The organism is Rhizobium leucaenae USDA 9039 (assembly GCF_000426285.1).
Taxonomy (GTDB): Bacteria; Pseudomonadota; Alphaproteobacteria; order Rhizobiales; family Rhizobiaceae; genus Rhizobium; species Rhizobium leucaenae.
The window spans coordinates 128,078-153,419 of the sequence record NZ_AUFB01000008.1 but is presented as its reverse complement, the minus strand read 5'-3'; the positions used below and the strand labels follow the sequence as shown (position 1 = coordinate 153,419).

At 57.7% G+C, this 25,342-nt stretch carries 19 protein-coding genes and 2 pseudogenes; 10 read left to right on the top strand and 11 right to left on the bottom strand.

Annotated features, from left to right (window positions below):
• Window positions 1-166 precede the first annotated feature (166 nt).
• Window positions 167-2,113, bottom strand: a pseudogene (locus K290_RS34305) (methyl-accepting chemotaxis protein).
• Window positions 2,114-2,474: 361 nt separating this feature from the next.
• A complete protein-coding gene (locus K290_RS0114610; RefSeq protein ID WP_028752613.1) occupies window positions 2,475-3,398 on the bottom strand; it encodes an MYG1 family protein in 924 nt (307 codons plus the stop codon).
• Between the two features lie 232 nt (window positions 3,399-3,630).
• Here K290_RS0114610 and K290_RS0114605 point away from each other — a divergent pair, with 232 nt between their 5' ends.
• Complete coding sequence (locus K290_RS0114605; RefSeq protein ID WP_028752612.1) at window positions 3,631-4,443, top strand: class I SAM-dependent methyltransferase; 813 nt, start codon at window positions 3,631-3,633, stop codon at window positions 4,441-4,443.
• Between the two features lie 128 nt (window positions 4,444-4,571).
• Here the strand turns inward: K290_RS0114605 and K290_RS0114600 are convergent, their stop codons facing one another.
• The 6 genes from K290_RS0114600 to K290_RS0114575 form a co-directional block, all read right to left on the bottom strand.
• On the bottom strand, window positions 4,572-4,979 hold the full coding sequence (locus tag K290_RS0114600; RefSeq protein ID WP_028752611.1) for a hypothetical protein: 408 nt from the start codon (window positions 4,977-4,979) through the stop codon (window positions 4,572-4,574).
• A gap of 313 nt (window positions 4,980-5,292) precedes the next feature.
• Window positions 5,293-6,348, bottom strand: a complete 1,056-nt coding sequence (locus K290_RS0114595; protein ID WP_028752610.1) for a helix-turn-helix domain-containing protein — start codon at window positions 6,346-6,348, stop codon at window positions 5,293-5,295.
• A 141-nt stretch (window positions 6,349-6,489) separates the two neighbouring features.
• Window positions 6,490-6,927, bottom strand: coding sequence for a TadE/TadG family type IV pilus assembly protein (locus K290_RS0114590; protein ID WP_028752609.1), 438 nt, complete (start codon window positions 6,925-6,927; stop codon window positions 6,490-6,492).
• Window positions 6,924-7,565, bottom strand: a complete 642-nt coding sequence (locus tag K290_RS0114585; RefSeq protein ID WP_245276544.1) for a TadE/TadG family type IV pilus assembly protein — start codon at window positions 7,563-7,565, stop codon at window positions 6,924-6,926. The genes K290_RS0114590 and K290_RS0114585 overlap by 4 nt, the downstream gene beginning before the upstream one ends.
• Complete coding sequence (locus tag K290_RS0114580; RefSeq protein WP_245276543.1) at window positions 7,520-9,469, bottom strand: TadE/TadG family type IV pilus assembly protein; 1,950 nt, start codon at window positions 9,467-9,469, stop codon at window positions 7,520-7,522. The genes K290_RS0114585 and K290_RS0114580 overlap by 46 nt, the downstream gene beginning before the upstream one ends.
• A 382-nt stretch (window positions 9,470-9,851) precedes the next feature.
• On the bottom strand, window positions 9,852-10,673 hold the full coding sequence (locus K290_RS0114575; RefSeq protein ID WP_210311508.1) for a helix-turn-helix transcriptional regulator: 822 nt from the start codon (window positions 10,671-10,673) through the stop codon (window positions 9,852-9,854).
• A 275-nt stretch (window positions 10,674-10,948) separates the two neighbouring features.
• On the opposite strand from K290_RS0114575, the gene K290_RS0114570 reads away from it, so the two are divergent.
• From K290_RS0114570 to K290_RS0114560, 3 genes are all read left to right on the top strand, one after another.
• Complete coding sequence (locus tag K290_RS0114570) at window positions 10,949-11,947, top strand: AraC family transcriptional regulator (RefSeq protein WP_028752605.1); 999 nt, start codon at window positions 10,949-10,951, stop codon at window positions 11,945-11,947.
• 332 nt (window positions 11,948-12,279) lie between these two features.
• Complete coding sequence (locus K290_RS0114565; RefSeq protein ID WP_028752604.1) at window positions 12,280-12,510, top strand: hypothetical protein; 231 nt, start codon at window positions 12,280-12,282, stop codon at window positions 12,508-12,510.
• A gap of 670 nt (window positions 12,511-13,180) precedes the next feature.
• The gene (locus K290_RS0114560) at window positions 13,181-14,074 is read left to right on the top strand and encodes an AraC family transcriptional regulator (protein WP_154668612.1); all 894 of its coding nucleotides are present in this window, start codon (window positions 13,181-13,183) and stop codon (window positions 14,072-14,074) included.
• An 89-nt stretch (window positions 14,075-14,163) separates the two neighbouring features.
• On the opposite strand, the gene K290_RS0114555 is transcribed toward K290_RS0114560, so the two are convergent.
• Together K290_RS0114555 and K290_RS0114545 are read right to left on the bottom strand one after the other, a co-directional pair.
• On the bottom strand, window positions 14,164-15,678 hold the full coding sequence (locus K290_RS0114555; protein WP_028752602.1) for a malonate--CoA ligase: 1,515 nt from the start codon (window positions 15,676-15,678) through the stop codon (window positions 14,164-14,166).
• A 218-nt stretch (window positions 15,679-15,896) separates the two neighbouring features.
• Window positions 15,897-16,403 (bottom strand): Lrp/AsnC family transcriptional regulator, encoded by a 507-nt coding sequence (locus K290_RS0114545; RefSeq protein ID WP_028752601.1) that lies wholly within the window; start codon window positions 16,401-16,403, stop codon window positions 15,897-15,899.
• Window positions 16,404-16,571: 168 nt separating this feature from the next.
• Between K290_RS0114545 and K290_RS0114540 the strand changes: the two genes are divergently transcribed.
• The 6 genes and pseudogenes from K290_RS0114540 to K290_RS0114515 all read left to right on the top strand — a co-directional run bounded on the left by K290_RS0114540 (window position 16,572) and on the right by K290_RS0114515 (window position 23,703).
• Window positions 16,572-17,783, top strand: coding sequence for a diaminopropionate ammonia-lyase (locus K290_RS0114540; protein ID WP_028752600.1), 1,212 nt, complete (start codon window positions 16,572-16,574; stop codon window positions 17,781-17,783).
• Window positions 17,780-19,021, top strand: coding sequence for a Zn-dependent hydrolase (locus K290_RS0114535; protein WP_028752599.1), 1,242 nt, complete (start codon window positions 17,780-17,782; stop codon window positions 19,019-19,021). The genes K290_RS0114540 and K290_RS0114535 overlap by 4 nt, the downstream gene beginning before the upstream one ends.
• A gap of 130 nt (window positions 19,022-19,151) precedes the next feature.
• Window positions 19,152-19,382 (top strand): annotated as a pseudogene (locus tag K290_RS35870) (GlxA family transcriptional regulator); the annotation flags it as partial.
• A gap of 252 nt (window positions 19,383-19,634) precedes the next feature.
• A complete protein-coding gene (locus K290_RS0114525; protein ID WP_028752597.1) occupies window positions 19,635-20,570 on the top strand; it encodes a sensor domain-containing diguanylate cyclase in 936 nt (311 codons plus the stop codon).
• A gap of 193 nt (window positions 20,571-20,763) precedes the next feature.
• A complete protein-coding gene (locus K290_RS0114520) occupies window positions 20,764-23,121 on the top strand; it encodes an Orn/Lys/Arg family decarboxylase (protein ID WP_028752596.1) in 2,358 nt (785 codons plus the stop codon).
• A gap of 21 nt (window positions 23,122-23,142) precedes the next feature.
• Window positions 23,143-23,703 carry a GNAT family N-acetyltransferase gene (locus K290_RS0114515; RefSeq protein ID WP_028752595.1) on the top strand — a complete coding sequence of 187 codons (561 nt, stop codon included), beginning with the start codon at window positions 23,143-23,145 and terminating at the stop codon, window positions 23,701-23,703.
• Window positions 23,704-23,936: 233 nt separating this feature from the next.
• On the opposite strand, the gene K290_RS0114505 is transcribed toward K290_RS0114515, so the two are convergent.
• Window positions 23,937-25,196, bottom strand: coding sequence for a sensor domain-containing diguanylate cyclase (locus K290_RS0114505; protein ID WP_028752594.1), 1,260 nt, complete (start codon window positions 25,194-25,196; stop codon window positions 23,937-23,939).
• Window positions 25,197-25,342: the final 146 nt, after the last annotated feature.

Here is a 25,342-nt window from a genome sequence, read left to right as displayed (position 1 = left end):
TCATCCTGCAGGTCTTCAGGTCGAATGCGCATTACCATTCTCCAGTAGGAACTCGGCGCTTACGGTGCGGAGGATGTGGACAGAAGCAGGAGGCAGCGTTGCCGCTGCCTCCTGCTTCTCACGAATCTCGATGATTTAGCATCCTGAACTTAAGATGCTGGCTTCGTCAGAATTCCTCCCAATGGCCCATGCTCGTATCGAGCGCCGCATTGCCGGAGAAGGCGGACGCGATCTTCCGTCCGAGTGCGCGGACCGGGGAGGCGCCGGGACTGTTTCCACCGCTGACGGCGCGAACCGGCGTTGAGCTATGCTTGGGGTAACCATCCTGCGAAAGCTTGAACTGCGCCAGAAGCTGGTTCAGCGAAGCGACCTCATTTGCCAGGCTGTGGCTGGCGGCGGTGCTCTCTTCGACCATCGCGGCATTCTTTTGGGTGTCCTGGTCCATCTGGTTGACGGCAGTGTTGATCTGCTGGAGGCCAACGGATTGCTCCTGAGCCGACTCGACGATTGCAGACACATGCCGGTTGATGACCTGAACTTCGGCAACGATCGTCTCGAGCGCCTTGCCCGTGTCGCCGACAAGCTGAACGCCCTCTTGAACCTGGCCATTCGATGTCGTGATCAACGCCTTGATCTCTTTGGCCGCCTTGGCGGAACGCTGCGCCAGTTCACGCACCTCCTGTGCGACGACCGCAAAACCCTTGCCGGCCTAACCTGCGCGAGCTGCCTCTACACCGGCATTCAGCGCCAACAGGTTCGTCTGAAAGGCAATCTCGTCAATAACGCCGATGATATTGGAAATCTCGTTTGCAGACTGGGCGATCTGCTCCATCGCTCGCACGGCGCGGCGCACGATCTCGCCGGACTGCTCTGCACCAGTCTTCGTGCGGCTGACGAACTGTCCTGCTTCCTGGGCACGTTTGGCCGAGTCTTGAACCGTCGTCGTGATCTCCTCCAGTGCCGCAGCGGTTTCCTCAACGGCTGCCGCTTGCTGCTCGGTGCGTTTGGCCAGCCCGCTCGCGGCCGATTTGATCTCGCTGGCGCCTGCATCGATGCCACGCGCATTCTCTGCTACCCTGCGCAGAGCAATCTGTAGCTTCTCGGCCGAGTTGTTGAAATCACCGCGGACAGCATCCAGCTTTGCCGCGAACGGCTGTTCGATGCGATGGGAGACGTCGCCCTCCGAGAGTTTCGACAGCCCGGTCGCCAGGCTCTCGACGGCAAATTGCACGTCGGCGGCTTCCTGTGCTTTCTGATGCTCGCGTTCGATCCGATCCTTTTCGCTCATGGAGCGGTTGGCTTCCGTCTCCTGCTCAAGGCGAATGCGTTCGATCGCATTCTCGCGGAACACCTGCACCGCCTTCGCCATCTGACCCACTTCGTCCTTGCGCGTCATACCCTCGATCGGGGCCTCGGTCTGGCTGTCAGCGAGAGACGCCATCCGCTCCCGAAGTCGCGCGATGGGCGTAGTAATTCCTTGCGACACCACCAAAAGCGCAGCGACGATCGCGAGCACGAAAACAAAACCGACGCCGACATCCGTGTAGAAGATCGTGCCGTTCGTGTTCTCGCTCAGCACATCGCTCTTGTCGCGGATGGTCTGCATGCTTGTTTCTATCCAGGGCCGGAACCGACCGATGGCAGTGGCGATCTTGTCATCTGCGATCGCTGCTTGCTCGTAAGCCTGATCGTCAAGATCCTGTCTTCCGAACTCCACCCCCTTGTCTGTCATTGCGAGGATATCGACGGCCTGCTTCCTGAACCCCTCCAGTTCGGTCGCCCGATCGGGGATGAGCTTAATCGCATCGTCAAGAATGGTAAGAAGCCGCGAGGCACTCTCCTTATAATCTGCCTGCGCACGCTTGAAGTCGTCGGTTCCTGGCTTGTATTTGATGACTTGATATAGATCGTATCCAAGTGCCATCAGCCGCTGGCTGGCTTGCGCCGCCTTTATAGATGCGAAGTTGTCGCTGGCGATAAAATCGGAGTATCTATTGTCCGCGTCCTTGTAATTGACGGACATCATTGCAAGTCCGGCAATCCCCGCCGCGCATAATGGCAGAACGACAGAAAGTATTTTGGTTCTAATATTCAGGTTGGCGAGAAAAAGCATATTGTCACCCGGCTATTCCTGATCTGCGCCGCCGGCTTTCGCCACATTGGCCAAATAATTTTCAGGACATAATTTACGCTCTCATAGCTGCAGGCCCCATTTGTGCAACCAGCAATTGATAATTCTTAAACCAAGATATCAGCGTGCATTTTTCATGCGCTTTGTGGATAGTCACTCGTGAAATGTATAGCGCCCGGCCTCGGGCGGTTGAACCTCCTATTCAAGCCGGCATTCGGTACTCGGATGAAATGCGCTTTGGATCAGGCGCCGGACGTGCACGGAGTTGCGAACACGCCATTCGGGCACGCGTGAACGCCTCCTCGGCTATGTTTCAGTGGTGATCTCGAGCCTCACATCAGCTTCATCCCTGGATAGCCGCCGCTACCGCCAACTCGGCCATAGCGAGCGCGGCCTCGCGGGTTTTGGCGGCGGCGATGAAGCGGCCGCTATGGCAGAAGGTCGCGCCCTCTATGCCGCAAACCGCGGCGAGATCATGGTCGGTCAGGCCTGCCCAGGCGGCCGGTAGGTCTGCCCTGAGCTCGAAACCCTCATCCGCGCCGCGGATACCGGTCAGGCACCAATCATTTTCGCGCGGGTGAACGACAAACAGCAGGTGATCGGCGCCTGCCTTGACGATGGCTGGGCGGAACGGCATCCCCCTTGGCAGTTCCAGAATGCGGCCGTCGCCTGCATCAATGATGGCCTGATGCACGAGCGCCTCGGCCCGCAATTTGGCGGCGCTTTGAGCTATCCTCGCCTCAACGAGGCTCCGGGCAATGGCAAGGGCGTTTTGAAAGCCGCGATCCTCGGCCTCGGGGTCCGGCTCGTCGAAAACCGGTTTTAAGGTTTCCAGCAGAGCGGGCAGCGTGAGCCCAGCCAGCGGTCCTGCAACGGAGGGGCTAAGCGCGCCATTGTCAACCAGGTCGATCGGCAGCACGAAACTGGCATCGAAAGAGGCGTGAAGCGCCTCGATATTCCCTTCGGGAAGGCCCGACGCAGCAAGATAGTCATGACCATAATGCCTCCAGATCAATCCGAACGAACTGTAGGGTTGGCCATTCTCCCGCAGCGGTGCGCCGCGTTGATGGTGATCGAATATCCGCTCGGCCGCGTCATATCGGCCGCCGACATCGTAGATGATGCGGTCTGCGCCGGGGCTCGTCCATTCCGGCGCCCTGCTGCGGATCAGGCGAGCGTTCGGAAAAAGCCGCGTCAGGATGACACTGGACAGCAGTTCGTCGGCATGGAAGCCGCCGGAATGGGTGACGAGGAAATCTGGGATCATGCGGGAAATGGGCCTTGTGGTTCGCGAGGTGTCTTTGGGGTTAGCAGCAGATAGCCTTTGCTGCCGTCGTTCTCAACCCGCCATCTGCTCGTTGCGTATGCTGATCTCGTCCTGCGCAGAGGGCCTTCAATCGTGGAACACCGCAGGGTTATTCGGCAGGGAAGGTTTGATGGTCCACCCGGGCGATCCATGCTAATCTCGCCAGCCATCGAACGCATAGTGGGTGTGAGCGATGTTGGAAACGGACAAGGTGTTCGCGGGCTCGATTCCGGAAAACTACGACCGCTATATGGTTCCATTGATTTTCGAGGCCTTCGCCGCGGATCTGGCGCAACGCGCAGCGGCCTTGGCGCCAGACGCCCTATTGGAAATTGCTGCGGGAACCGGGGTCGTAACCCGCGCGCTGGCGCCCAAGCTATCTTCCGGCGCACGCTATGTCGTAACCGACCTTAACCAGCCGATGATCGATTACGCCGCTTCGCGACAAGCTCCCGACAATCGTATCGAATGGCGCCAGGCCGACGCTCTGGCGCTACCATTTGAAGATGAGACCTTCGATCTCGTCTGTTGTCAGTTTGGCGCGATGTTCTTTCCCGACCGCTCGTCTGCCTATCGCGAAGCAAGGCGGACCCTGAAGCCCGGAGGACATTTTTTGTTCAACGTATGGGATCGCATCGAGGAGAATGTATTTGCGGATGATGTGACCAATGCTCTTGCCGAGATTTTTCCGAACAATCCGCCGCGCTTTCTGGCGCGCACGCCGCACGGCTACCATAACCGCGAGCTGATCCGCGCCGAGCTGGAGGATGCGGGTTTTTCGCATGTGGTGATCGAAACGAGAGCCGAACAAAGCCAAGCATCATCGCCCCGCCTTCCGGCTGTCGCCTATTGTCAGGGGACTCTTCTTCGCAACGAAATCGAGGCCAGAGAAGCGGGAAGCCTGGAGGCCGCGACCGACTATGTTGCATCCGCGATCGCAGCGAAACATGGGAGCAGCGATATTGCTGCCAAAATTCAGGCCCACATCATCATGGCGGTGGCCTAAAGCGCATCGCGATCTCCGCGATTCGCTTCTTGCGCTTTAGGTCCTTCGTTTCCGCATGTCGTCATCGCAAAACCGCTGCACGCTTGCGCGACATACCTTAGCTAAGGGCGTCGAAATGCTAGCGGCGCTTACTCAGCGACCGCATTGACCACGCGGCAGAGATTGTCACTCATGCTGGGAGCAATCTGCCCCTGCGGCACTATAAAAACGGCATCCACACGGCTGCCCTTGCCGCTCTTCCGGACGACAACACGCAAAGTCTGCGGGCGGCCCGATCCAGTCGTTTCCTGTTGCGCTGTCAGCGTGCCGAGCTGCTTTTCAACATTCACGTCTACAAAACCTTCGGCAAGAACGGCTCTCGACACCCTATCGAACGCAGCGGCTGGAGCGACAGAGGGAAACTCCATCCAAGTTTTGTAGGTCACACCAGTGACCAAGGGAACGCCGCTGCTTTGATAGTGCTGTGAACATATGCTGGCTGCGGCAGGCGTGAATGAGAGGGCCACAAATGCAAAACAGCAAATTACTTTACGCAAGAGAATTTCCTTTGTTTAACGAATTACCGATCCATACTTCCGTGATTGCTGACGCTGTAGTCACGGCCAAACTCTGCAAAAGCGCGGCGATCCGTGACGAGGCCGGCCACCTATTCGCATATTCTTGTGCACCATGCTGCTATTGCAGGTTTGAAAACGAAGTGCCGGGCCCGCTGATTTCCGATCCATTTCATGAAGATAGCAGCAAAGCTTTCCGGAGCAATCGCAGCAACTCGGCCATCTCGTGCAAGCTTGTCCATAACAGGTGCACATGAGTTTTGGATCTGTGTGGGAATTCCATTGCCGATCTCACCTAGTTGGGCACGCCGAAGGGCAACGTCCAACCTGCCGGACTGTTGGCTTCGTGCCGGTCGCAGTGGAGAACTCCAGGTTCGGGCCGTAGGCTGTGAAGGGGAATATTCTCCAGCGTTTCCTTCGGAGTGTGGCCGAACTCAGCCTTGAATAGCCGATAGAAGTATTTCTCATTCGAGAAGCCATGGTTCCAGGCAATCTCGGCGACATGGCGCCGCGCGCGGTTGGGATCTGCCAGCGTATGATAAGCGCGCCACAATCTCCGGCGCTGTATCTGCCGCATGACGCCGCCATCGCTTTCGAAAAGCTGATAGAGTTTCGCTCGTGACACTCCGACATCCCGGCAAATTCGATCGGGCGTAAGATCGGCTTCCAGCAAATGCCCGTCGATATAGCGCCGGATTCGGCCAAGCAGCAGATCGCGCGTGGCATTACCCGCCTCGTGCAGGACGTCCGAGGTCGAGGACACTGCGGCGGTCACAAGCTGCATAGTCGATTGAACGACAAATGGAATTTCATGCTGCTTCAGATTGGAAAGATTTCGGTACACCGAGATCATATGATCGCCTAAAAGGCGCGCCGCGCCACTCGACAGCGTGTGCCCGTGCAGGCGCTCCGTTCGTCCCGGGAGGAGATTCCTTGGCACCAGAAGGGAAATCACGTCATCCGCTTCGACCAGGCTTTCATTGACTTGCGCAGCATCGACGACGAACAGATCGCCGGCGACTTTGGCGGGGTTTTGGCTTGTCGACCAGCAAATCAACCGGCCCCTCAGCATCAGGCCGAACCGGAAGAAGTCATGGCCGTCAGTACGGGCAAGTCTTTCGGTTCGGCGGATTTCATATGCGGGAGCCCGGCCCTGATTGAGCCACTTCCTGCCCGATATGATAAGAGGACCGAGAGGAGCGCCGGTTGCCTCCGCGTTGAAGGCGATTGGATTCTCGTCCCGCAACCTGCAGTCACAATGATTGTCCCGCACCCAAGCGTGAAACCGATCCTTTTCCGGAAATGTCAGGGTGGAAAAATTGAAAATCGATATCGAAGAGGTCTGCATCATAGGACTATATGCGTCGTAGCCACCCGGTTGTTTGAGGGTGCACATACGACAACCGAAAAATGTGTCATTAGATTGACGCTTATCGTTTTAATTGTGGAATCCCGGCGCCATCGTCTTTGCGATACCCGCTATCGGTAAGGGTCAATGGTTCGTGTAACATGCCTGCGCTGTCAAATCGGTTCCACCAACCATCGAAGACAAAAGATTGGGGAGCACGGTCGCAAACTGATAGGCTATTTTCACCTGCGAAAAACCTTCCAGACCGTAGCAGCTCGCATCCTTGTCAAGCGTGATCGAAGAAGCATCGAGATTTATGAGCCAGCCCGATGCTTTGGTCTGCGCAAAGGCGATTGCCATGGAAGCGTTGTAGACCCCTCCGTCTTCGCATTCGAGCTGCGGGATGCCCATGCATCGGGCAGTCGCGATCGCTGTCTCATGAAGGGCGTGGCTCGTCCAGAACATTCGGCCAAACTCTACAATGCCGAATAGCATCAGGAAGAACAGCGGCGCTACCAGAGCGAATTCCACGGCGCTCGCGCCGGCGCGGGCGAGCCAAAGTCTGCGCAGGTCGCGGATCATTTCGTCTGCACCACCGCGCTCGCATAGATATAATCGCCGTCGGCGAGACCATAGCCAGAAAACATCGGAGCATATGCCTGTTTCGCTGTCATCACGACGTACTTGCCGGCAACCGCGCCATCGGGACAGGAGGACCCGCAGGTCTGTTGAGAGCCCCAGTCAAAAGAGGACGCCACCCCTTTCGGGCAATAGCAGGCACCCGTCGGGCCCGGCGTGCCGTCGATCTTGATAATTGCGCCGTCGTAGCTGGCCTGCGCGCCGTCATTGACGACGACCGAAGCACTTGCGTCACCTGAGGTGAATTGGCCCGCGATCATAAGGGCGAGACTCTTGGCCAATTGATTGTCGCTCTTGCCGTCGATCTGGTCGGAATGGACTATGGCATAGCTCGCGTTGTTGGAGATCGCAGCTTCCAACTGAAAGCGGGCGAAAATGAGCGCGCCTATGTCGAAGCTCACCGCCAGGATCAGCGTAAAGATCGGAGCCAGGATCGCAAACTCGATGGCCGCGTTGCCATTTCTGTCCTGCCTCAGGGCATTCGCCCGACGAATTGTCTGGAGGGTGAGTTTCTGCATGATGAACCGAACACGTCTCATTGGATCAGGGCCACTTTCCCGTTGCCCGAGGACAAGGCGCATTCCGACATGGCCTGGGAACCGCCGGACAATGAAATGCTGGCGCCGATCAACTGAAGGCAGCCGCCTGGAACATTGCCCAACGAGCCACCGCCGCCGAAGTCGATCATTCCGTTCGGAAAATAAAATGCGCCGGAAATCTTGCCGACACCGCCCGAGGTGATCTCTGCGCCTTTGGTGTTGCTCGACGATTGCGGGCCGATCACCGCCAAGTTTGCGTTGGAGCCGGATTGAGGTGCGGTAAGAGTGACGGCATTGCCGCCGGTCAGACAGAATGCCTTTCCGTTGCATTCCCAATCCGAAGGCGTGGCTGTGCCTGAAATGACGATCGTGATGTCGGTTCCGGAAACAGCGACAGAATTGCCGCAACTAGCGCCGCCCGTATTGACGGAAAAATAGCCATCGACCGTGTAAATACCGGCGCCAAGTTTGGCACCGCCCGCCAAATTAACGCTGCCGGAAATGTCGTGCTGGGCGCTGGCGGGAATGGTGATGCAACTGCCGCCTCCCCCGCCGTTGATGCCGCCGTTGACACGGAAGCTTCCTGTTCCTGCGTTGGCGTCGGCCATGAAAGTGACAGACCCGCCACCCAATCCAATTCCGTTGCTGCCGCTGGACTTGCCAATCGTATAGCTGTTGGTCGCACCCGCACCGAGCTTCAAGGTGGCACCGTCGCCAGTATAGAAGCCAGCGTCCAAGATGAAGGTGCTCGGCCCGTCGATGGTCAGTTTCCCGGAGCTGCAGAGGCTGTAACGCGCGTCTCCGCAATTCTGATCGCCCATGCCGAAATGGAAGGTACCGGCTCCGAACGTCAGGTCTGCTCCATAGACACCCCTGGCAACATTGAAGGTGCCATTGCCAAAGATCAGCTTTGTGCCGAAATCATTCTGGACACTGCCTGAGAAGTTGTAGGACGTGTTCTTGTTTCCGGACGTATTGAAATTGACCTGCAGGTTGCCGTGTACGAGAAGCGAACCGATGCTGATCTTCGAGCCGGAGCAGCTAATGTCCCATTTCGTCGTCCAATATTGATTGTAGTTGGCCGGGTCATAGGTGCACCCGACGGCTTCGATCGCCGCCGCAGTATCTCTCGGAGAGGAATTGCCGCCAAACTCGATGTCCTGGCCATTGCCTGCCGTGGCCTTGCCAGGCCATGAAGCGCCGCGAATTGTATCAAAACGGTCAGTCAGTTCGCTGACCCCATCGTTACCCTCGAGAGGATCGCTGGTGTATTGCTTGGTGACCGGGGCCGAGTTGCCGTCCGGCTGAACGATGTTTGCCGTCCAGGGACAAGGCTGCGAAGAACCCTCGTCGTAGGTCGCACTTTTTGCGGTGATCTTCGTGCCACAGGGGGCAACCAGATTGCTGTTGGACGCCACATCGCAGTTGCTTGCGTTGACCTGCACCCCACCCGACAGGGCCACGCCCGATGCAGACTTGTCCAGGGCGATGATGCAGCCACTCTCGGCAGTACCCAGAGAAGAATAGGCTTCGGTTGCGATGTCGAGTTTCGAACTGACACCCAGAATAGGCGCCAGGAAAAGCGTGTCCGTGGTGGTCACGTTGACATGCACGGCTTGAGCGCGCGCATCCTTAGGGGAACTCGTCAGCGATACCGTAACGTTTGCAGAGTCGATGCCATTGAGTTCCGCCACCCGAAGGGCGGCGTCCTTCATCTGATCTTCCGAATTCGTATCGCTATAGGCAAGTGCGCCGGCATAGGAAGCGAGATCCGCCGTGCGCTGGTTCTGGTCACGCACCAAAAGTCCGTAACCATATTCGATTGAAAGTGCTGCGAAGCCGAGGACGACCGGCAGGCAAATGGCAGTCATGATGGCGATGCTGCCTTTGCGATCGCCGCCAAGCGAACAGAAATAACCCAGGACAACTTTAATTGATCGCTTCACCGTCTTACTCTTAAAAGGCGTCGGGGCGGGAGATCGATTAGCCCCGCTTTCGAACGCTCAAATGCATGTGTCCGATCTGTGCTCACGGAGACGTCGGCCTCCCGGACGAGCCCCCGAGGTGGATAACTCCGCGCGTCGTACAGTTCAGAGATTTGAGCGGGATCATCCCGCGGCTGCGCACCGCGAGGAACGCAATTGCCCGACCGGGTCCTTGCTACGGCAAGCTGAGCCCGCCGCATCGGGACGAAAGTCAATCATAGCGCGTTTGACAGGACCGCCGGGCGGTCAACAAATTCTTAAAAATAAAAACGATGCGTCTCTATGCTGCGTTGTGCGGACAACACAGACGCAATCGGGATAGTCCGAATCGCATGCCGGGCGATCAATCAATCAAGCGTTTTCTTATCGCTTCCGCGACTGCCTCGACCCGATTGGACGCGCCGAGCTTCCGGGTCGCCGATTTGAGATAGCTGTTGATCGTTTCCAATGTGTAGCAGGATTGATCGGCGATTCCCTCGCTCGTCAAACCGCGGCTGGCGAGTTTCAAGCAAAGCAGTTCGCCCCTGGTCAGACGAAGATGATCGGCGGCAAATCTATCCATGATGGGTTTGGTGACGGCGCTGTGCAGCGGTTCGACCATCATTGATAAGAACTCGCGCTCGCCCTGCGTGAATAGCCGCTCATTTGTGAAACAAACCGCACCATAGACGACCTCGTTCCTGCACAAGGGGAACAAGATCCTGTTTCGCACGCCGTGGGCGCGCAAAAGATAAAGAAGCCTTTGCGATGGGGATGCCAGATCGAAGGCTTCTTCGTCGGTATAGACCGTCTTCTTTGTCTTGCCAGCCACAATCAATGGGTCCTCGGGACTCATCTTTTCGGCAAAGTAGATTTCCGTGTAGAGCGGCGGCATATCGGTATCGATCGACTGGCTGCAGCCGAATTCGTAGCCTTCCAGATCCAGCCCAGCTATAGTCAGGTATTCAAACGGAACGGCCTTTCGCAGGCTTTCGAATAGCGCGTTTTTACCCAGCCTGCGGACAGCCGGAACAGACGAAAGGTCGACATAGCTCGTGAGGTCGCACGTGCGATCATCGGAGGCCACCGCAATCCCCTTTTTTGAAAAGCCTACCGATTCGCGAGTCTGGCTGCCCACAATTAACACATAACCGTCGTGGAAAGAGAATATTGCACCTGCGGTCAACCGTCAGGTTGCGCGACTTTGGCAGAACCTTTGAACTCGACGGCTCTCATCTGACCGCAGGCACATTCTCCATCAGCGCCCTTGGCACTTGGCAATGGTATTGATTAAATTTAATCATACTTATCGTGATCCTTAACCAATCATTCATTCCCTCATCCCAATTTGGGGGTAGCGATGAGGCTTGATCGACCCGGTTCCGATCCGGAAAACGGCTTTAAGATGAAGTTTGAGGTACGTACCTTGTTGACAAAGGCATATTCTTTTCGAGGTCGTGAATGTCGGTAAATTCTCCTGTTGGTGCCAATCGTGGCGGTATTTCGTTTGGAACGGAAACCGTGCACAGCGGAACTGATCCGGATGAACTCTCGGAAATATTGTCGACGCCAAGATCGCCGATCAAGGTTGCGGCGCTGGACAACAGTCCGATAGCGTTTCACTGCAACTTTCAATCCGCAGGACCTGTAACCGTTGCCGATTGCGCTTATGAAGGGACAGTCGCCCTCAAGCGGGAGGCGCCCAGCGACAAGATGATCATCTTTCTGGCAAAGCAAGGGAATGCGGTCTTCAATTACCCGCGCAAGCCCATAGAATCGGCTCCCGGGTATGGCGCCATTCTGGAAGGAGAGCCCTCTACTGGCAGCCTCCTATTCGGCCCACGGCGTCATATGGCTTTATTCATCGATAAGGCGAAGATCAACGGCCACCTGAGCCATATGCTTGATAAGACAGTCCGCGGCAGGATCGACATCCATCCCCATTTCGATTTGACCTCGGATGCGGGGCGAGCATTGTTGCATCTGGTCGAGCAGCTTCATCATGGTCTTCGCGAGAGCGGATCTCTGCGGCAATCGCCCCTGGCCCTGGCCTCTCTGTCCGACGCCGTGACTTATCTCATCCTTGAAAACTGTCAGCATCGCTACTCCACCGAACTGGCAAAATCTGCGCCGGCTCCGGCCCCGCGTCACGTAAAGTGGGCAATCGACTTCATGCAGGAGCATATTGCCGCGCCCATATCTCTTAACGACATCGCGACCGCCGCCAATGTTAGCGTTCGAACCTTGCAACAGGGTTTCAAGCAGTTCAGGAACACCAGCCCCATGACTTATCTGCAGGAAATGCGGATGGCCGCCGTTCATCACGACTTGCTCGTGGCCGATACCAAGCGGACCGTCGCGGATGTTGCTGCCAAATGGGGGTTTACGCATCTCGGCCGATTTGCAGCCGAATACAAAAAGCGTTTTGGACACCTGCCGTCACAAACATTGAAGGCTTAGAATTTTCATCAAGCTGTGATTGGCCATCAGGGCGCAGTGGTGGATGAAGCTTTGCGGCGGCTGGCTGAGGCCGTCATATCCAGCTTGCATCACAATATCCAGAATGAGCAGCAAAGTTCCTTCGCAACAGGGATGCTCAAGGCAAACCTGCAAAAATCCAGTTTTTGTTAACACTTGGCGTCAATTCATCGACCCAGGCACAATTGCCGCGACGTTCTGCGTCACGCGGTCGAAAGCCTTCCACGCCGCACAAATGATTTGAGTCGGCTTTTTTCTACCAATCCCCAAAGAGCCCGATAGCGGAGCCTCTGTGTTTTCATTTCTGGAATGCCATGCAGAATCTTATTCCGTTTCCATCCCCAAAGCGCAATCGACCGGATGCCTCCACCCTGGATATTCCGGCGACGCCCGAAGAACTTGAATTCCTTTTGACGAACAAACGTGAGCTTCTCATCAGCGCAACGAACTACCTGGAAGCGCTTTGCACGTCGCTGAAGCACGACATCGAAGCCGTGGCGGACCATGCCATGAACACCGACGGGCGAGCAGTGCAGAAGGCGTGAGGGCTTACGGGCTCTTTCAAACAATTCAAGGCGCACGGCTGCAGGAGGAGGCTGCCGACGCTCAAAAGCAAAAGGATTTCAACTTGCCCAGCGCTCGGCGCAGGCGGCCAAGGAGATCAAGGGCCTGGTCGGCGGCATAGCGGTTCCGTTTTTGCGGGGCGGCAAATCTTGTTCCCGGCGAAGCCGCAAAGCTCCCCGTAAAATCGGCCGGCTTAGTTTCCTCCGTGGGTTGACGGTTAAGTCTCACCCGGGCCGCGCCGCATTGCGCTCGGACACGGCCTGCATGCCGCCGTTGGTTGCTTTCACTTCCACGAAAACCGCGTCGTAGCCGCCTTTATCGAGACCGCGTTGATAGAGATTTTCCTGTCCGCAATCGGGCGATGTACCGCTTCACCAGTCCGCCAAGAGGAAAATGCTGCAACTGCGAGCAGATTATTTTGCGCTAAGCGTATAGCCTATACGCAGTACGTATATCGGATTGCTGTACGAAACGGCACTCAATCCCACATATGCGGAACCGGATTCGCTGGCGCGCAATCCTTTTATCTATGGATAGGTCACGGCCATTTCCAATCCCGCAGGCAATCTGAGGTACGAAAATCATGCCGATTTCGAGATCAAATTCGACAAAGGGTCCAAGCTCGCTGCATGGGCCGTGACGCCATTGAAGATGGAAGCGTCACACCAAGCCCCATGGATCTCTGTCGAAGAGCGGCATTACCACCTGGGGCACTACAGAATCTGGAACGGAAGACGTCATTCCGAAATAAGAGCGCAACTTTCGGACGGACCGGATGTCTTTGTACTCTACATCCCATTTGCGGATACGAGAGCAATAGGAACCAGCGAGAGACAGGACACTTCGAAGCCGACGAGCGTTCTATTGGGCGATATGTCAAGCTTCGAGACGCTGACACCCCATGTAGACCTCAGCCATATCGGCATAGCATGCGAAAAGTCCGCGATGATCCGGCAACTGAGCACATTGCTGGACGCCCCCGTTGTCAACGATATCAGTTTTACAGGTGAAATTAGTCTGGCGACCGCAAGAGGCGCCCGGATAAGGATGCTGGGAACCCTCATTTGGAGTTGTCTGGACACAAGCCTTTTTGCCCATCCCCCATCGATGCTCATCGAACATCTGTTGAATGCAATGATGATCATGTTGCTGGAAACGGTCCCGAACAACTATTCGGGCCGGCTGGCAAAATTAGCGTCGCCGGCGATACCTAAGCATTTGAAGAGAGCAATCGAATATATGCATGCTAATGTCGCATTGCCGATGAACACCGCCGATATCGCCGAGGCGGCCGGCACAAGCATTCGATCGCTGCAGGCTGCCTTTCAGCAATTCAAAGGCACGACGCCCCTCAATTATCTGCGGACAATCCGCTTGGAGGGCGCTCGCAATGCGCTGATGGATCCCACCACATCTCTGTCGATTGCAAAAATCGCACAGAGTTGGGGCTTCTCCCATATGGGGCGCTTCGCAGCGCTTTATCGCAGATCCTTCGGCGAAATGCCCTCCACCGCAACAAAGCAGCGCAAACCCTTCAGCGAATAAGGCAGTCGCTGAGCGATAGCGACGGCTAACCGACCTGCTGTCTCGGCATTTTGCTCGTCAGCCCTCCTGCCAAGCTCGGGCTCTGGGCATCAACCGCTCACGAACAGACCGGCATACTGCTCGCGCAGCACATTTTTCTGGACCTTTCCCATCGTGTTGCGTGGGAGTTCGTCGACGAACATCACCCGCTTCGGCTGCTTGTAGCGTGCGAGGCGTTCGGCGAGGGCCTTCAGCACTGCGGCTTCGTCAACCGATGCTCCAGGCCGGCGCACGACGACAGCCGTTACGCCCTCGCCAAAGTCCGGATGCGGGACACCGATGACAGCGCTTTCGAGCACGCCCTCGATCTGATCGATCTCCCCCTCGACCTCCTTGGGATAGATGTTGTATCCGCCGGAGATCACGAGATCCTTGCCGCGCCCGACAATGTGGACGTAGCCCCGCTCGTCGATCTTTCCAAGGTCCCCGGTGATGAAGAAGCCATCCCGCGTGAACTCGGCGGCCGTCTTTTCCGGCATGCGCCAGTAGCCTTTGAACACGTTCGGCCCCTTGATTTCGATCATGCCCGTCTCATTGGCAGGCAACGGCTTTCCGGTCGCCGTATCGACCACGCGAACCGTCACGCCCGGCAACGGGAAACCGACCGTGCCAGCAACACGCTCGCCATCGTAGGGATTGGAAGTGTTCATGTTCGTTTCCGTCATTCCATAGCGCTCCAGGATCGCATGGCCGGTGCGGCTGCGGAAATCCGCGTGGGTTTCGGCAAGCAGCGGGGCCGAGCCCGATATGAAAAGGCGCATGTCTGCGGCTGCATCCTTATTGAGACGCGGATTTTGCAGGAGCCGCGTGTAGAAGGTCGGAACCCCCATGAGCACCGTCGATCGCGACATCAGCGAAAGGACTTCCTCGGGATCGAACTTCGGAAGCAGGAACATCGAGGCGCCGGCCAGCAGCGTTACATTCGTCGCGACGAAAAGACCATGGGTATGGAAGATCGGCAAGGCGTGTATGAGCCGGTCAGCCGACGTGAAGTGCCAATAGTCGCGCAAGGTCGATGCATTGGAGAGCAGGTTTCCATGCGTGAGCATAGCGCCTTTCGAACGACCGGTGGTTCCGGATGTATATAGGATTGCCGCCAGGTCGTCAGCGCCACGATCGGCCTCGGCAAAATCGTCCGGCCGGCCGTTGGCGATGTCGATCAGGGATCCGCCGCCGTCGGCGTCCAGAGTTTCCACGACCGCGCCGTAAGCCGCAGCTATTAAGGAAACAGCCTCCTTCGCCGCAGGGGCGACAATCAAGAGCCGAGGTTCGGCGTCGCCGACAAAGTATTCCAGTTCTGCCAGCGTATAGGCGGTATTTAGCGGAAGGTAGATGGCCCCGCACCGAATGCAGGCGAGGTAAAGGATCAGGGCTTCGGCACTTTTTTCGACCTGTACGGCGACCCTGTCTCCTGCCTGCACGCCGAGCGACGAGATCGCATGCGCCAGGCGAGCAGAAAAGGACAGGACCTGTCGATAGGTCCATGTCCGTCCATCGGCCAACTCCATGAAAACCGAGTCGCCGCGCGCAGCATTCCGGATGGCTTCGAACAAATGATTGCTCATGATCTCTTCCTCATCTGTTCAGAATCGCGCCGACATATCGGCGTTTATCGGGCAAGGCGATTTGAGCAGCGGGCGGATGAGCGGAGCAGCAACCACCACGCCCCATCGCGCCAGCGTCTCTTGGTTCGCAACTATATCGTCGACTTTCCAAAGGCGCATCCACCGTCTTCCTTCTTGACCAGTTTTCCAGGAGGCAGCCACCGAATGCGGGCCCGCCTTTACGTGCGGTCTCGGCGAATATCCAGAGGAACGTTCAGGCCCACCTTCACCCTGTCCATCGTGACGAAGCTGCGGAAGCGTTTCACGTTATTGTTGGCGAAGAACAGACGTCTGGTCATGGCCTCGTAGTCCGCCATCGTCCGGACGACGACCAAGAGAATGAAGTCCACCTCCCCGGTGACGTAGTAGCACTGCTGCACCTCGGGCGCTTCGCTGAAGGCCTTCTTGGCCTGATCATGCATGTCCTGATATTCGTTATTCATCTCCACTTCGACGAACACCGTAATTTCCTGGCGAACGTGTAAAGGGTTCACGACCGCGACATTGGCCATGATCGTCCCGGTCTCCTCCATCCGTTTCACGCGCCGCTGGACCGCCGGGGCGGAAAGACCGATCACCTCCGCAATCGACCGCTGCGGCGTCTTGTTGTCGCGCTGCAGAACGTCGAGGATCGCAAGATCGAAGCGATCGAGCTCGACCGTTTCGGCAGGCATCTTTTTCGGCATGTTTCATTCCTTGGCCGATTATCGAGATTTCATCTCAGGGCGAATCAAATTCATTTTTCACCTCCATAGCGAGCGAATGTTGCATACGTAGCATCAAAATGGAGCGCCTTTCTCATTCGAGATGAAGTAATTGTCATTCACCATCAATTCAAAGAGGACGTGCCGACAATGTTCATCCTGAACGATCAAGCCGATCATCACATGCCCTTGGAGACCGGAGATGCCGAAATTCTGAGCGTCGCGGCAGCAAAAGAGGTCGAACGCTTCCTGCGGCATCGCGAGGACCACAAGGTCACTCCCCTCATGTCTTTGCCGGCACTCGCCCGCGAGATCGGCGTTGGATCGATTTTCATCAAGGACGAAGGTCACCGGCTCGGCCTTGGAAGCTTCAAGGCGCTTGGCGGCTCCTATGCCGTAATCCGGCTTGTTCTTGAGGAAGCCTCGAAAGAGCTTGGCCGAGAAGTGGACATCTGCGAACTACAGAACGACGACGTGAAGGCCGTGGCCGCCAGGATGACATTCGCTTGCGCAACCGACGGCAACCACGGCCGCTCGGTGGCCATGGGTGCGCAGCTTGTCGGTGCGAAATGCTCGATCTTCGTTCATTCGGGTGTCAGCGAGCAACGTGTCGCCGCGATCGCGCGCTACGGGGCCGACATGGTCCGCGTGGATGGCAACTACGACGACTCGGTTCGCGAGGCCACGCGCATCGCCGAAGAGAAGGGCTGGATCACCGTCTCAGACACGTCCTGGCCGGGCTACGAGCGCATCCCCGGCCTTGTCATGCAGGGATACACCGCCCTCCTCAGCGAAGCGCTTCGGCAAATGCCGGAGACACCGACCCATGTGTTCGTTCAGGCCGGCGTCGGAGGTATCGCCGCGACCGTGGCCGGCCATTTCTCCGTCCTCTTCGGGGACGCTCGCCCCTCTTTCATCGTCGTCGATCCGGCTCGCGCAGCCTGCCTTTTCGAGACGGCCCGCGCCGGCCATCCGGTGAGGGTCGAGCATGGCGAAGCTACGGTGATGGCGATGCTCGAGTGCTATGAGCCATCCTTGGTCGCCTGGCGTATCCTTTCGCGTGCCGCCGACGCGTTCATGACCGTCGAAGATTCCGAAGCTATCGCGGCCATGAAGCTCCTTGCCAATCCCAAAGGTTTCGACCCTGCAATGGTTGCGGGCGAAAGCGGCGGCGTAGGGCTTGCCGCCCTTCTGAATTTGGCCGCGGACAAGGCGCTGGGCAACAAGATCGGTCTCGGCGCGAAGTCGCGCGTATTCCTGATCAACACCGAAGGCGCGACCGATCCGAACCTTTATCAAAAGTTCGTCGGAGCAACTCCGTCGAAAGTGCTGTCGAGGAATGCAGAAAGGATCGCGGGATGAGCAACAACTCCATCAATCCCGAACGGCTGCTTGGCCGTCTGACAGAACTCGGCAACATCGGCCGCGATGGCGGTGGTCAACTCGTCCGTCTCGCCGCGACGGACTCCGAAAAGCTGGGTCGCGACAAGTTCGTCTCGTGGATCGAGCAAGCAGGGCTGGAACTTGCCGTCGACCGGATCGGCAATATTTTCGGGATATGGAAGCCCATCGGCGTTGCCGATGAGGCTCCGCTCATGCTCGGCTCTCACATCGACACCGTCATCAACGCGGGCATTTATGACGGATGCTACGGCGTGCTGTCGGGACTTGAGGTGATAGAGACACTTCTGGAAGCTGGATTCGAGCCGTCGCGGCCAATTGTGGTGGCGGCATTCACCAACGAGGAAGGCGTCCGTTACGCTCCGGATATGATGGGATCGCTCGTCTATGCGGGCGGGCTCGATGTCGAGATCGCGCTGGCGACGGTCGGCACTGACGGCAGCGCCCTTGGCAGCGAACTGCAACGCATCGGCTATGATGGAAAGCATGAACCGGGCTTCATGCGTCCACACGCCTATATCGAGCTGCACATAGAGCAGGGGCCGGTGCTCGAACGCGAAGGCGTCCAGATCGGTGCCGTCGAAAATCTGCAGGGCATATCCTGGCAGAGGGTGACGATCGAGGGCGATGCGAACCACGCCGGAACGACGCCGATTTCGATGCGACGCGACGCAGGCTATGTTGCCGCACGGGTGATTATCTTCCTTCGGGACCGGGCGAAGAATTCCAACACGCCGACAGTCGCCACGGTCGGGTGTATGGAGTTTCAGCCGAACGCCATCAACGTCATTCCGTCACGCGCTGCGTTCACCGTCGATCTGCGCGATCCGGACGAAAGCCGGCTGCGGCAAGAAGAGGCCGCGCTGGCGTCCTTTCTGGAAGAGCTTGAGCAGCAGGAAGGCGTCTCGATCAAGGTCGAACGCCTCGCCCGTTTCGAGCCGGTGCAGTTCGATCGCAATATCGTCGAGATGATCGAAGGCGCTGCGAAAAGCGGCGGTCACTCATGCCGACGCATGACATCCGGTGCCGGGCACGATGCGCAGATGATTGCGAGGATAGCGCCGGCCGCGATGATCTTCGTTCCGAGCATCGGCGGCATCAGCCACAATCCAAGGGAAAACACACCCGATGCGGACTTGATTGCCGGAGCGAACATGCTCCTGGATGTTGTCCGGCAGCTTACGGCAAAGGCGCGCTGAAGCTCGATGGTGACAAGATCGCCGATGCAGACGGCAAGGAAGGAGCTGGTGAAGCGCAGCTGGATGGTTGGCGAACCCTCGGCGCAATTGTGATCGCGATTGATTGATGAAGACCTCATGTGTGAGGCCTTCGCGCTCGGTCGCACGCAAGCTGGTCGTCTATCACAGACGACTAGGGGAACAGTCGCAGTTCTCCGAGCTTCTTGATCTCGCACCAAGATCCGATCGCATTCAGCGTGCGCTGACCTATGCACGGCGCAACCTGCAGACGGAACTGTCCGTGACCGCATTGGCAAAGGTGGCAAGCCTCAGTCCACGCCAGTTCAGCCGGGCGTTTCTGGCGGAGATCGGACAGCCGCCGCAGGCGATCAGACGGAGCGGACGAAGCGATCCGATCGATATCGCTGCGAGCGTTGTCTAGGCCTAGGAATTGGACGGCTTTATGCCTGTCGCTTCGAAAACCATTCGAAGAATGCATGGGCAAACAGAGGTCTACCGGCGCACTCAAGCTTGACCTGGTCATCGTTCCACCACAAACTTCTAACAGACGCTGCGGGGCCTTCAACGTCCGGCTTCATCGGAACGTGCAATCAGGATTGTCAAAATCGATCGAATGGATAACGACATCAGCCGACTGTTTGAACTGTTCGAGACCACTCCTGTTCTCGTAGCTGCCTACGATGAGTTCGACCGATTGCGCTATGCAAATAAGGCATTTCGGACGGCCTTTTTCATAGAGCCGGATGCAACGCCGTTCTGGCCAGATCTGATGCGGCGGAATTTCAATGCGAAACGCGGGACCGTCATCCACGCCGCGGACTTTGAAGAATGGCTGATCTCCACTCAGTCTCGCCGCGGGAAGACTGGCTTCAGAGCCTTTGAGACCGATCTTGTCGACGGACGCTGGCTGTGGATGACGGAGATGGTTCAAAAAGATGGCTGGATGCTTTGTGTCGCCAGCGATGTGACGGCTTTGAAGGCAAAGTCGCGCACCGTCCGGCAGGACCGGGATCTGGCGATAAAGGCGTCCTATACCGATGAACTGACCGGTATTGCCAATCGCCGCTTCGTCACCGCCCGCATCGAAGACATGTTGCAGCCACGAGGAGATGCTGAGCCATTGCTTGGCTGCCTCTGCGTCCTCGATATCGACCGCTTCAAGAGCATCAATGACCAATTTGGCCATCAGATCGGCGACCTGGTGCTCAGAGACTTCGCAAAGCGGGTTCACAGCCTGGTCCGGCGCACCGACTGCTTTGGACGGATAGGCGGGGAAGAGTTCGTGCTCACACTTCCATCCACTCCCGTCGCCCAGGCACGCTTGATCGTCGAACGGATGCTCGTTTCCGTTCGCAAAGCCAGGCCGCTGCCGGAGCATCCAGATTTTCAGTACACATTTTCGGCGGGTCTAGCCTGCGCCCAGTCGGGCGACACAGCCCTCAGTCTTTATGCCCGCGCGGACCGAGCACTTTACATGGCAAAGCTTGGGGGCCGCGATCGAATTCACGCCGATGATTCATCTGACGATCGATCCGCCAATGCGGGATGACGCAATAACCTCTTCCGAAAGCGTCCTTTGACGCAGCCATAGAGCCTTCACCGCGCCCGCTGGAGATCTGAAAGAAAGTTCCGGTATCCGAAAGGCCGTCATTCTGTGCGGTGTTTCGCGCATTCGATGCTTTGTCACATCCATGTCATGAAATGCGTCGACACCTCGTGCCAAATCAAGAGCGGGTACCCAGATGGATTATTTCAGACGTTTCAACTTTCTGTTCGCAACGCCAGCCTTTGACAGCGAGGATCTGGAGGGCGCCCGCTACAACCAGATCATCGAGGAGATCGAACGCTCCGGCTTTGAAGTGGTGCGTGCGCGCAATCTCGAGGATGCGGAGATCGCGGTCCAGACGGACGCCGCCATCGGCTGCATGCTGGTCGACTGGGGCAAGAAGGGGCTCGAGGGCAAGACGGCGTCTCTCATCAACTTGATGCGTCGGCGCGGCCTCGAATTCCCGATCATCCTGCTGATCCGGCGCAAGCGCTTCGAGGATGTACCGGTCGAGGTTCTCGATTTCATCGACGGCTATGTCTTCCTGTCCGAAGAAACGCCCGCCTTCATCGCCAAGAGCCTCATCAGCCGGCTGAAGCAATATGCCGAGACGCTGAAGACGCCGTTCTTTGGTGCGCTGGTCGATTATGCCGAGGAAGGCAACCACCTCTGGACCTGCCCCGGGCACAATGGCGGCATCTTCTATAGCCGCAGCCCGATCGGCCGGGTCTTCATGGAGCATCTCGGCGAAGCGGTGTTCCGCGACGATCTCGACAATTCCGTGCTCGATCTCGGCGACCTCTTGACCCACGAGGGGCCCGCGCTTGCCGCACAGAAGGAAGCCGCCAAGATCTTTGGCGCCGAGAAGACCTATTTCGTCCTGAACGGCACCTCCACTTCCAACAAGGTCGCACTCTCCGCGCTCGTCACCGATGGCGACCTCGTGCTGTTCGACCGCAACAATCACAAGGCCGCCCACCACGGCGCCTTGATGATCTCCGGCGGCATTCCGGTCTACCTGCCGACCATACGCAACCTCTATGGCCTGATCGGTCCGATCGATTTCGCGACCATGGACGAGGAGGCCTTGCGAGAGCGCATCCGCACCCATCCGCTGGTGAAAGATCCTGAAGCCTACAAAAAGCCCCGCCCCTTCCGCGTCGCGGTGGTGGAGCAGTGCACCTATGACGGCACAATTCACAATGCCGAGATGATCCTGAAGCGCATCGGGCATTTGTGCGACTACATCCTCTTCGACGAGGCGTGGGCTGGCTTCATGAAGTTCCATCCGCTCTATGCGGGGCGTTTTGCCATGGGTCTTTCCGATCTCGGCCCAGACGCACCGGGCATCATCGCCACCCAATCCACCCACAAGCAGCTCGCAAGCTTCTCGCAGGCTTCGCAGATCCACATGAAAGACCGGCATATCACCGGCCAGAAGCGCCGTGTTGAGCATCGTCGCTTCAACGAAAGCTTCATGCAGCACGCCTCGACCTCGCCTTTCTATCCGCTGTTTGCCTCGCTGGATGTGGGCGCACAGATGATGAAGGGCCGCTCGGGCGAAGTGCTCTGGGACGACACAATCCGGCTTGGCATCGAGCTGCGCAAGAAAATCCGCGCGGTACGCCGCGAATTCGAGGAGAAGGAGCATCGCCCTGAGCGCCGCTGGTTCTTCGAGCCCTTCGTGCCGGACCGTGTGGCGATCCCGGATGTGTCGAGCTCCGGCGCGGTACATGATGTGCCGTGGGAGAGCGTCGCCACCGACCAGCTCGCCACCAATCCCGCATTCTGGCATCTGACGCCCGGCGCGGCATGGCACGGCTTTTCCGCAATGGAGCCGGGCTTCGCCATGACCGATCCGAACAAGCTCACGCTGCTCACCCCCGGCTTCGACCGGAAAAGCGGAAAATACACCGAGCACGGCATACCGGCGCCCGTCGTTGCGCAATATCTGCGTGAAAACCGCATCGTTGCGGAAAAGAACGACCTCAATTCGCTGCTATTCCTCCTCACTCCGGGCGTGGAAGCCAGCAAAGCCGGCACCTTGATCAGCGGCCTCGTCGCCTTCAAAAAACTCCACGACGACAATGCGCTGCTGGAGGAGGCAATCCCGGAATTCTATCGTCGCCGGCCAGGCCGCTATGCCGGAGTGCGGCTGCGCGATCTCTGCACCGACATGCACAATTTCTTCCGCCAAGCCGACGTCAGCGCGCTGCAGACAAAGCAGTTTTCCGCTGACCACCTGCCCCCGATGGCCATGTCGCCTCATGATGCGGCGCGCTGCCTCGTACGCAACGATGTGGAGTATCTGCCGATCGACGCCATTTCCGGCCGCATCGCAACAACGCCGTTCGTCGTCTATCCTCCGGGTATCGCGACCATCGTGCCCGGCGAGCGCTTGACGGAACAGGCCAACCCCATGATCGACTATCTCAAGATGTTCGAAACCTGCTTCAACACCTTCCCCGGCTTTGAGGTGGAGATTCAGGGCCTCTATCGCGAAATCGATTCATCCGGCCGCATTCGGCTCTACACTTACGTCGTCGCGGAATAGGCTGGGAAATTCAGGTCAGTGATGAAGCGGGATAAAACTATCGTCATTCGCCCTTCCCGGGAAACCGACGTCGATGCCATGTTGGCAATCTATCGCCGCCACATACACCGCGGCGTCGAGGCTGGGGTAGACGACAGCGACACGCCGCAACCGGACGATCTGCGGGAACGGCGCAAGAATTTGAAGAACCGCCGCTTCCCGCATGTCGTTGCGATCGAAGGTGAAAACGTCGTGGGCTATGCCTATGTCGTGCTGTTTCGCAAACGCCCGGCCTATCGTTACACCGTCAAGCACTCGATCTATGTGCATCACGACCATATCGGCCAGGGCATCGGGAGCCTGCTCATGCGCGGGCTGATCGACGCCTGCGCAGCGGCCGGCTTCCGGCAGATGATCGGCTATATCGCCGCCGATAACGCTGCTTCGCTCGCCCTGCACGAACGCTTCGGCTTCGTTCGCGTCGGCCTGTTGCCGGGAGTTGCCTATCGTTATGGCCGTTGGGCGGACAGCGTGATGGTCCAGCGCTCACTCGCCTCAGGCTCGACCACTCCACCGCCGCCGCCGCCGCTCTCCACCCGCTGAAACCAACGGGATTTGCGATCACGGCTCATTGCGATACGGGAAGCGGCAATTTCTTGGTCCGGCCGCAATCGATCCCTTCGATTTGAAAAGCATACCAAACGAACGAAGCCGGCAACACGATGCCGCCGTCTTGATCCTGCCTTGGTAAGAAGATCACGCCAACCATATGCAATCCGCAGCCTGTCACCAAGGCGCGAAGCATTCGGCGATCGGCGGACGCCGCATGGCACCGATTAGGCGATACGGCTGAAGCTTAATTCAAGATGTTGCCTGTCGCGGGCGATGACACGGCAATTGGTCTCGAATGCATCCTCCTTGATCATCAGGATGAACTCCGCAGGTATGTCGACGGAGTTCGAGACCGTAAGGCCTGCGCCTTCCGCACCAAGCGTTTTGATGGTGCAGTCGATCATGGAGCGTCTGTTATCGAAGATGATTGATCCGGCTTTCAGCACTCGTCTCCGGGACGTCGAACCATCGACCTCCAACGTGGGCCAAGCAATGCAGCGATTACGGCCCGTCTGCTTGGCCTTGTACATTGCCGCATCGGCCTGTGCCAGCAGCGTCTCGATGTTCTCGCCCGCCGCCGAAAGAGATGAGACGCCAATGCTCGCCGTGACGTTGATCGGCGTATTGTTCGTCACGATTGACTGCGAGGATATCGCCGCTCTCAGCCGCTGTGCGGCTGCCAATGCCGCGTCGCTATCGACGTTAGGAAGCAGTATGGCAAACTCCTCACCGCCAAGCCGGCCGAACGGATCACCGCGTCTGATTTCGGCCTGACAGGCAGAGGCAACGCGCTGGAGCACCTGGTCACCGCAGGCATGCCCGAAGGTGTCATTGACCCTTTTGAAATGATCTATATCGAGAACCAGACAAGAGAGATCGTGCCGATGCCGGGTTGCAAGCGTGATCAGGCGGTCAGCCTCTTCGTTAAACGCTCGTCGAGTGAGAGCGCCCGTGAGGCTATCGGTGGCGGCGTGTTGAATGAGTTCTATGCGATCCATCGCTGCTCCGGCCAATTGTTCGAGGATCGAAAGATCCCGCTCGTCGAAGGACCTCGGGCTACGGTCGATGGCGCAAACCGTTCCGATGATATGCCCTTGCCGTGTTATCAATGGAACACCAGCATAGAACCTGATGTGAGCCTCGCCTGTTACAGCCGAATTTTGAGCGAAGCGCGGATCCTTGGTGGCGTCCTGAACGATAATTGGCGTTTCATGGTCGAGAACGAACCGACAAAAGGTGTCCTGCCGTGGAACTTCGTCAACGGCCATGCCCGAACTGGCTTTATACCACTGGCGATGGGCATCGATTAACGAGACGATGCCAATCTCGACGGCGAAGATTTCTTTGATCAGTCGGACGAGCCGTTCGAAGCCTTCGTCCCGAGGTGTCTCAAGCAGGTCGAGTTCTTCAAGTGCGGCGAGCCTTACCATTTCTTGCTGTAAACGGTCCGCAGAAGCTCCGCCAAATGCTTGAATGGTCGCCATTCCAAACCCTTAAAATCAGCGGATGCCCATCATCATCCGTCGCATGGTGTTAATGAAAAATCACACGATCACAAGGGGAAACCGTCAACCAAGGCGCGCTTCGTTGCGCATTCAATCTCAGCGTTCATCAGCTCGTGACTTTCTGG

Excerpts from the sequence above, each read along its gene's own strand:
- K290_RS0114525 (WP_028752597.1), top strand. The coding sequence starts at position 19,635 with ATGGATAACGACATCAGCCGACTGTTTGAACTGTTCGAGACCACTCCT.
- K290_RS0114515 (WP_028752595.1), top strand. The coding sequence starts at position 23,143 with ATGAAGCGGGATAAAACTATCGTCATTCGCCCTTCCCGGGAAACCGAC.
- K290_RS0114505 (WP_028752594.1), bottom strand. The coding sequence starts at position 25,196 with ATGGCGACCATTCAAGCATTTGGCGGAGCTTCTGCGGACCGTTTACAG.
- K290_RS0114535 (WP_028752599.1), top strand. The coding sequence starts at position 17,780 with ATGAGCAACAACTCCATCAATCCCGAACGGCTGCTTGGCCGTCTGACA.
- K290_RS0114565 (WP_028752604.1), top strand. The coding sequence starts at position 12,280 with ATGCAGAATCTTATTCCGTTTCCATCCCCAAAGCGCAATCGACCGGAT.
- K290_RS0114545 (WP_028752601.1), bottom strand. The coding sequence starts at position 16,403 with ATGCCGAAAAAGATGCCTGCCGAAACGGTCGAGCTCGATCGCTTCGAT.
- K290_RS0114540 (WP_028752600.1), top strand. The coding sequence starts at position 16,572 with ATGTTCATCCTGAACGATCAAGCCGATCATCACATGCCCTTGGAGACC.
- K290_RS0114570 (WP_028752605.1), top strand. The coding sequence starts at position 10,949 with ATGTCGGTAAATTCTCCTGTTGGTGCCAATCGTGGCGGTATTTCGTTT.
- K290_RS0114585 (WP_245276544.1), bottom strand. The coding sequence starts at position 7,565 with ATGCGCCTTGTCCTCGGGCAACGGGAAAGTGGCCCTGATCCAATGAGA.
- K290_RS0114590 (WP_028752609.1), bottom strand. The coding sequence starts at position 6,927 with ATGATCCGCGACCTGCGCAGACTTTGGCTCGCCCGCGCCGGCGCGAGC.
- K290_RS0114520 (WP_028752596.1), top strand. The coding sequence starts at position 20,764 with ATGGATTATTTCAGACGTTTCAACTTTCTGTTCGCAACGCCAGCCTTT.
- K290_RS0114605 (WP_028752612.1), top strand. The coding sequence starts at position 3,631 with ATGTTGGAAACGGACAAGGTGTTCGCGGGCTCGATTCCGGAAAACTAC.
- K290_RS0114555 (WP_028752602.1), bottom strand. The coding sequence starts at position 15,678 with ATGAGCAATCATTTGTTCGAAGCCATCCGGAATGCTGCGCGCGGCGAC.
- K290_RS0114560 (WP_154668612.1), top strand. The coding sequence starts at position 13,181 with ATGGAAGCGTCACACCAAGCCCCATGGATCTCTGTCGAAGAGCGGCAT.
- K290_RS0114610 (WP_028752613.1), bottom strand. The coding sequence starts at position 3,398 with ATGATCCCAGATTTCCTCGTCACCCATTCCGGCGGCTTCCATGCCGAC.
- K290_RS0114595 (WP_028752610.1), bottom strand. The coding sequence starts at position 6,348 with ATGATGCAGACCTCTTCGATATCGATTTTCAATTTTTCCACCCTGACA.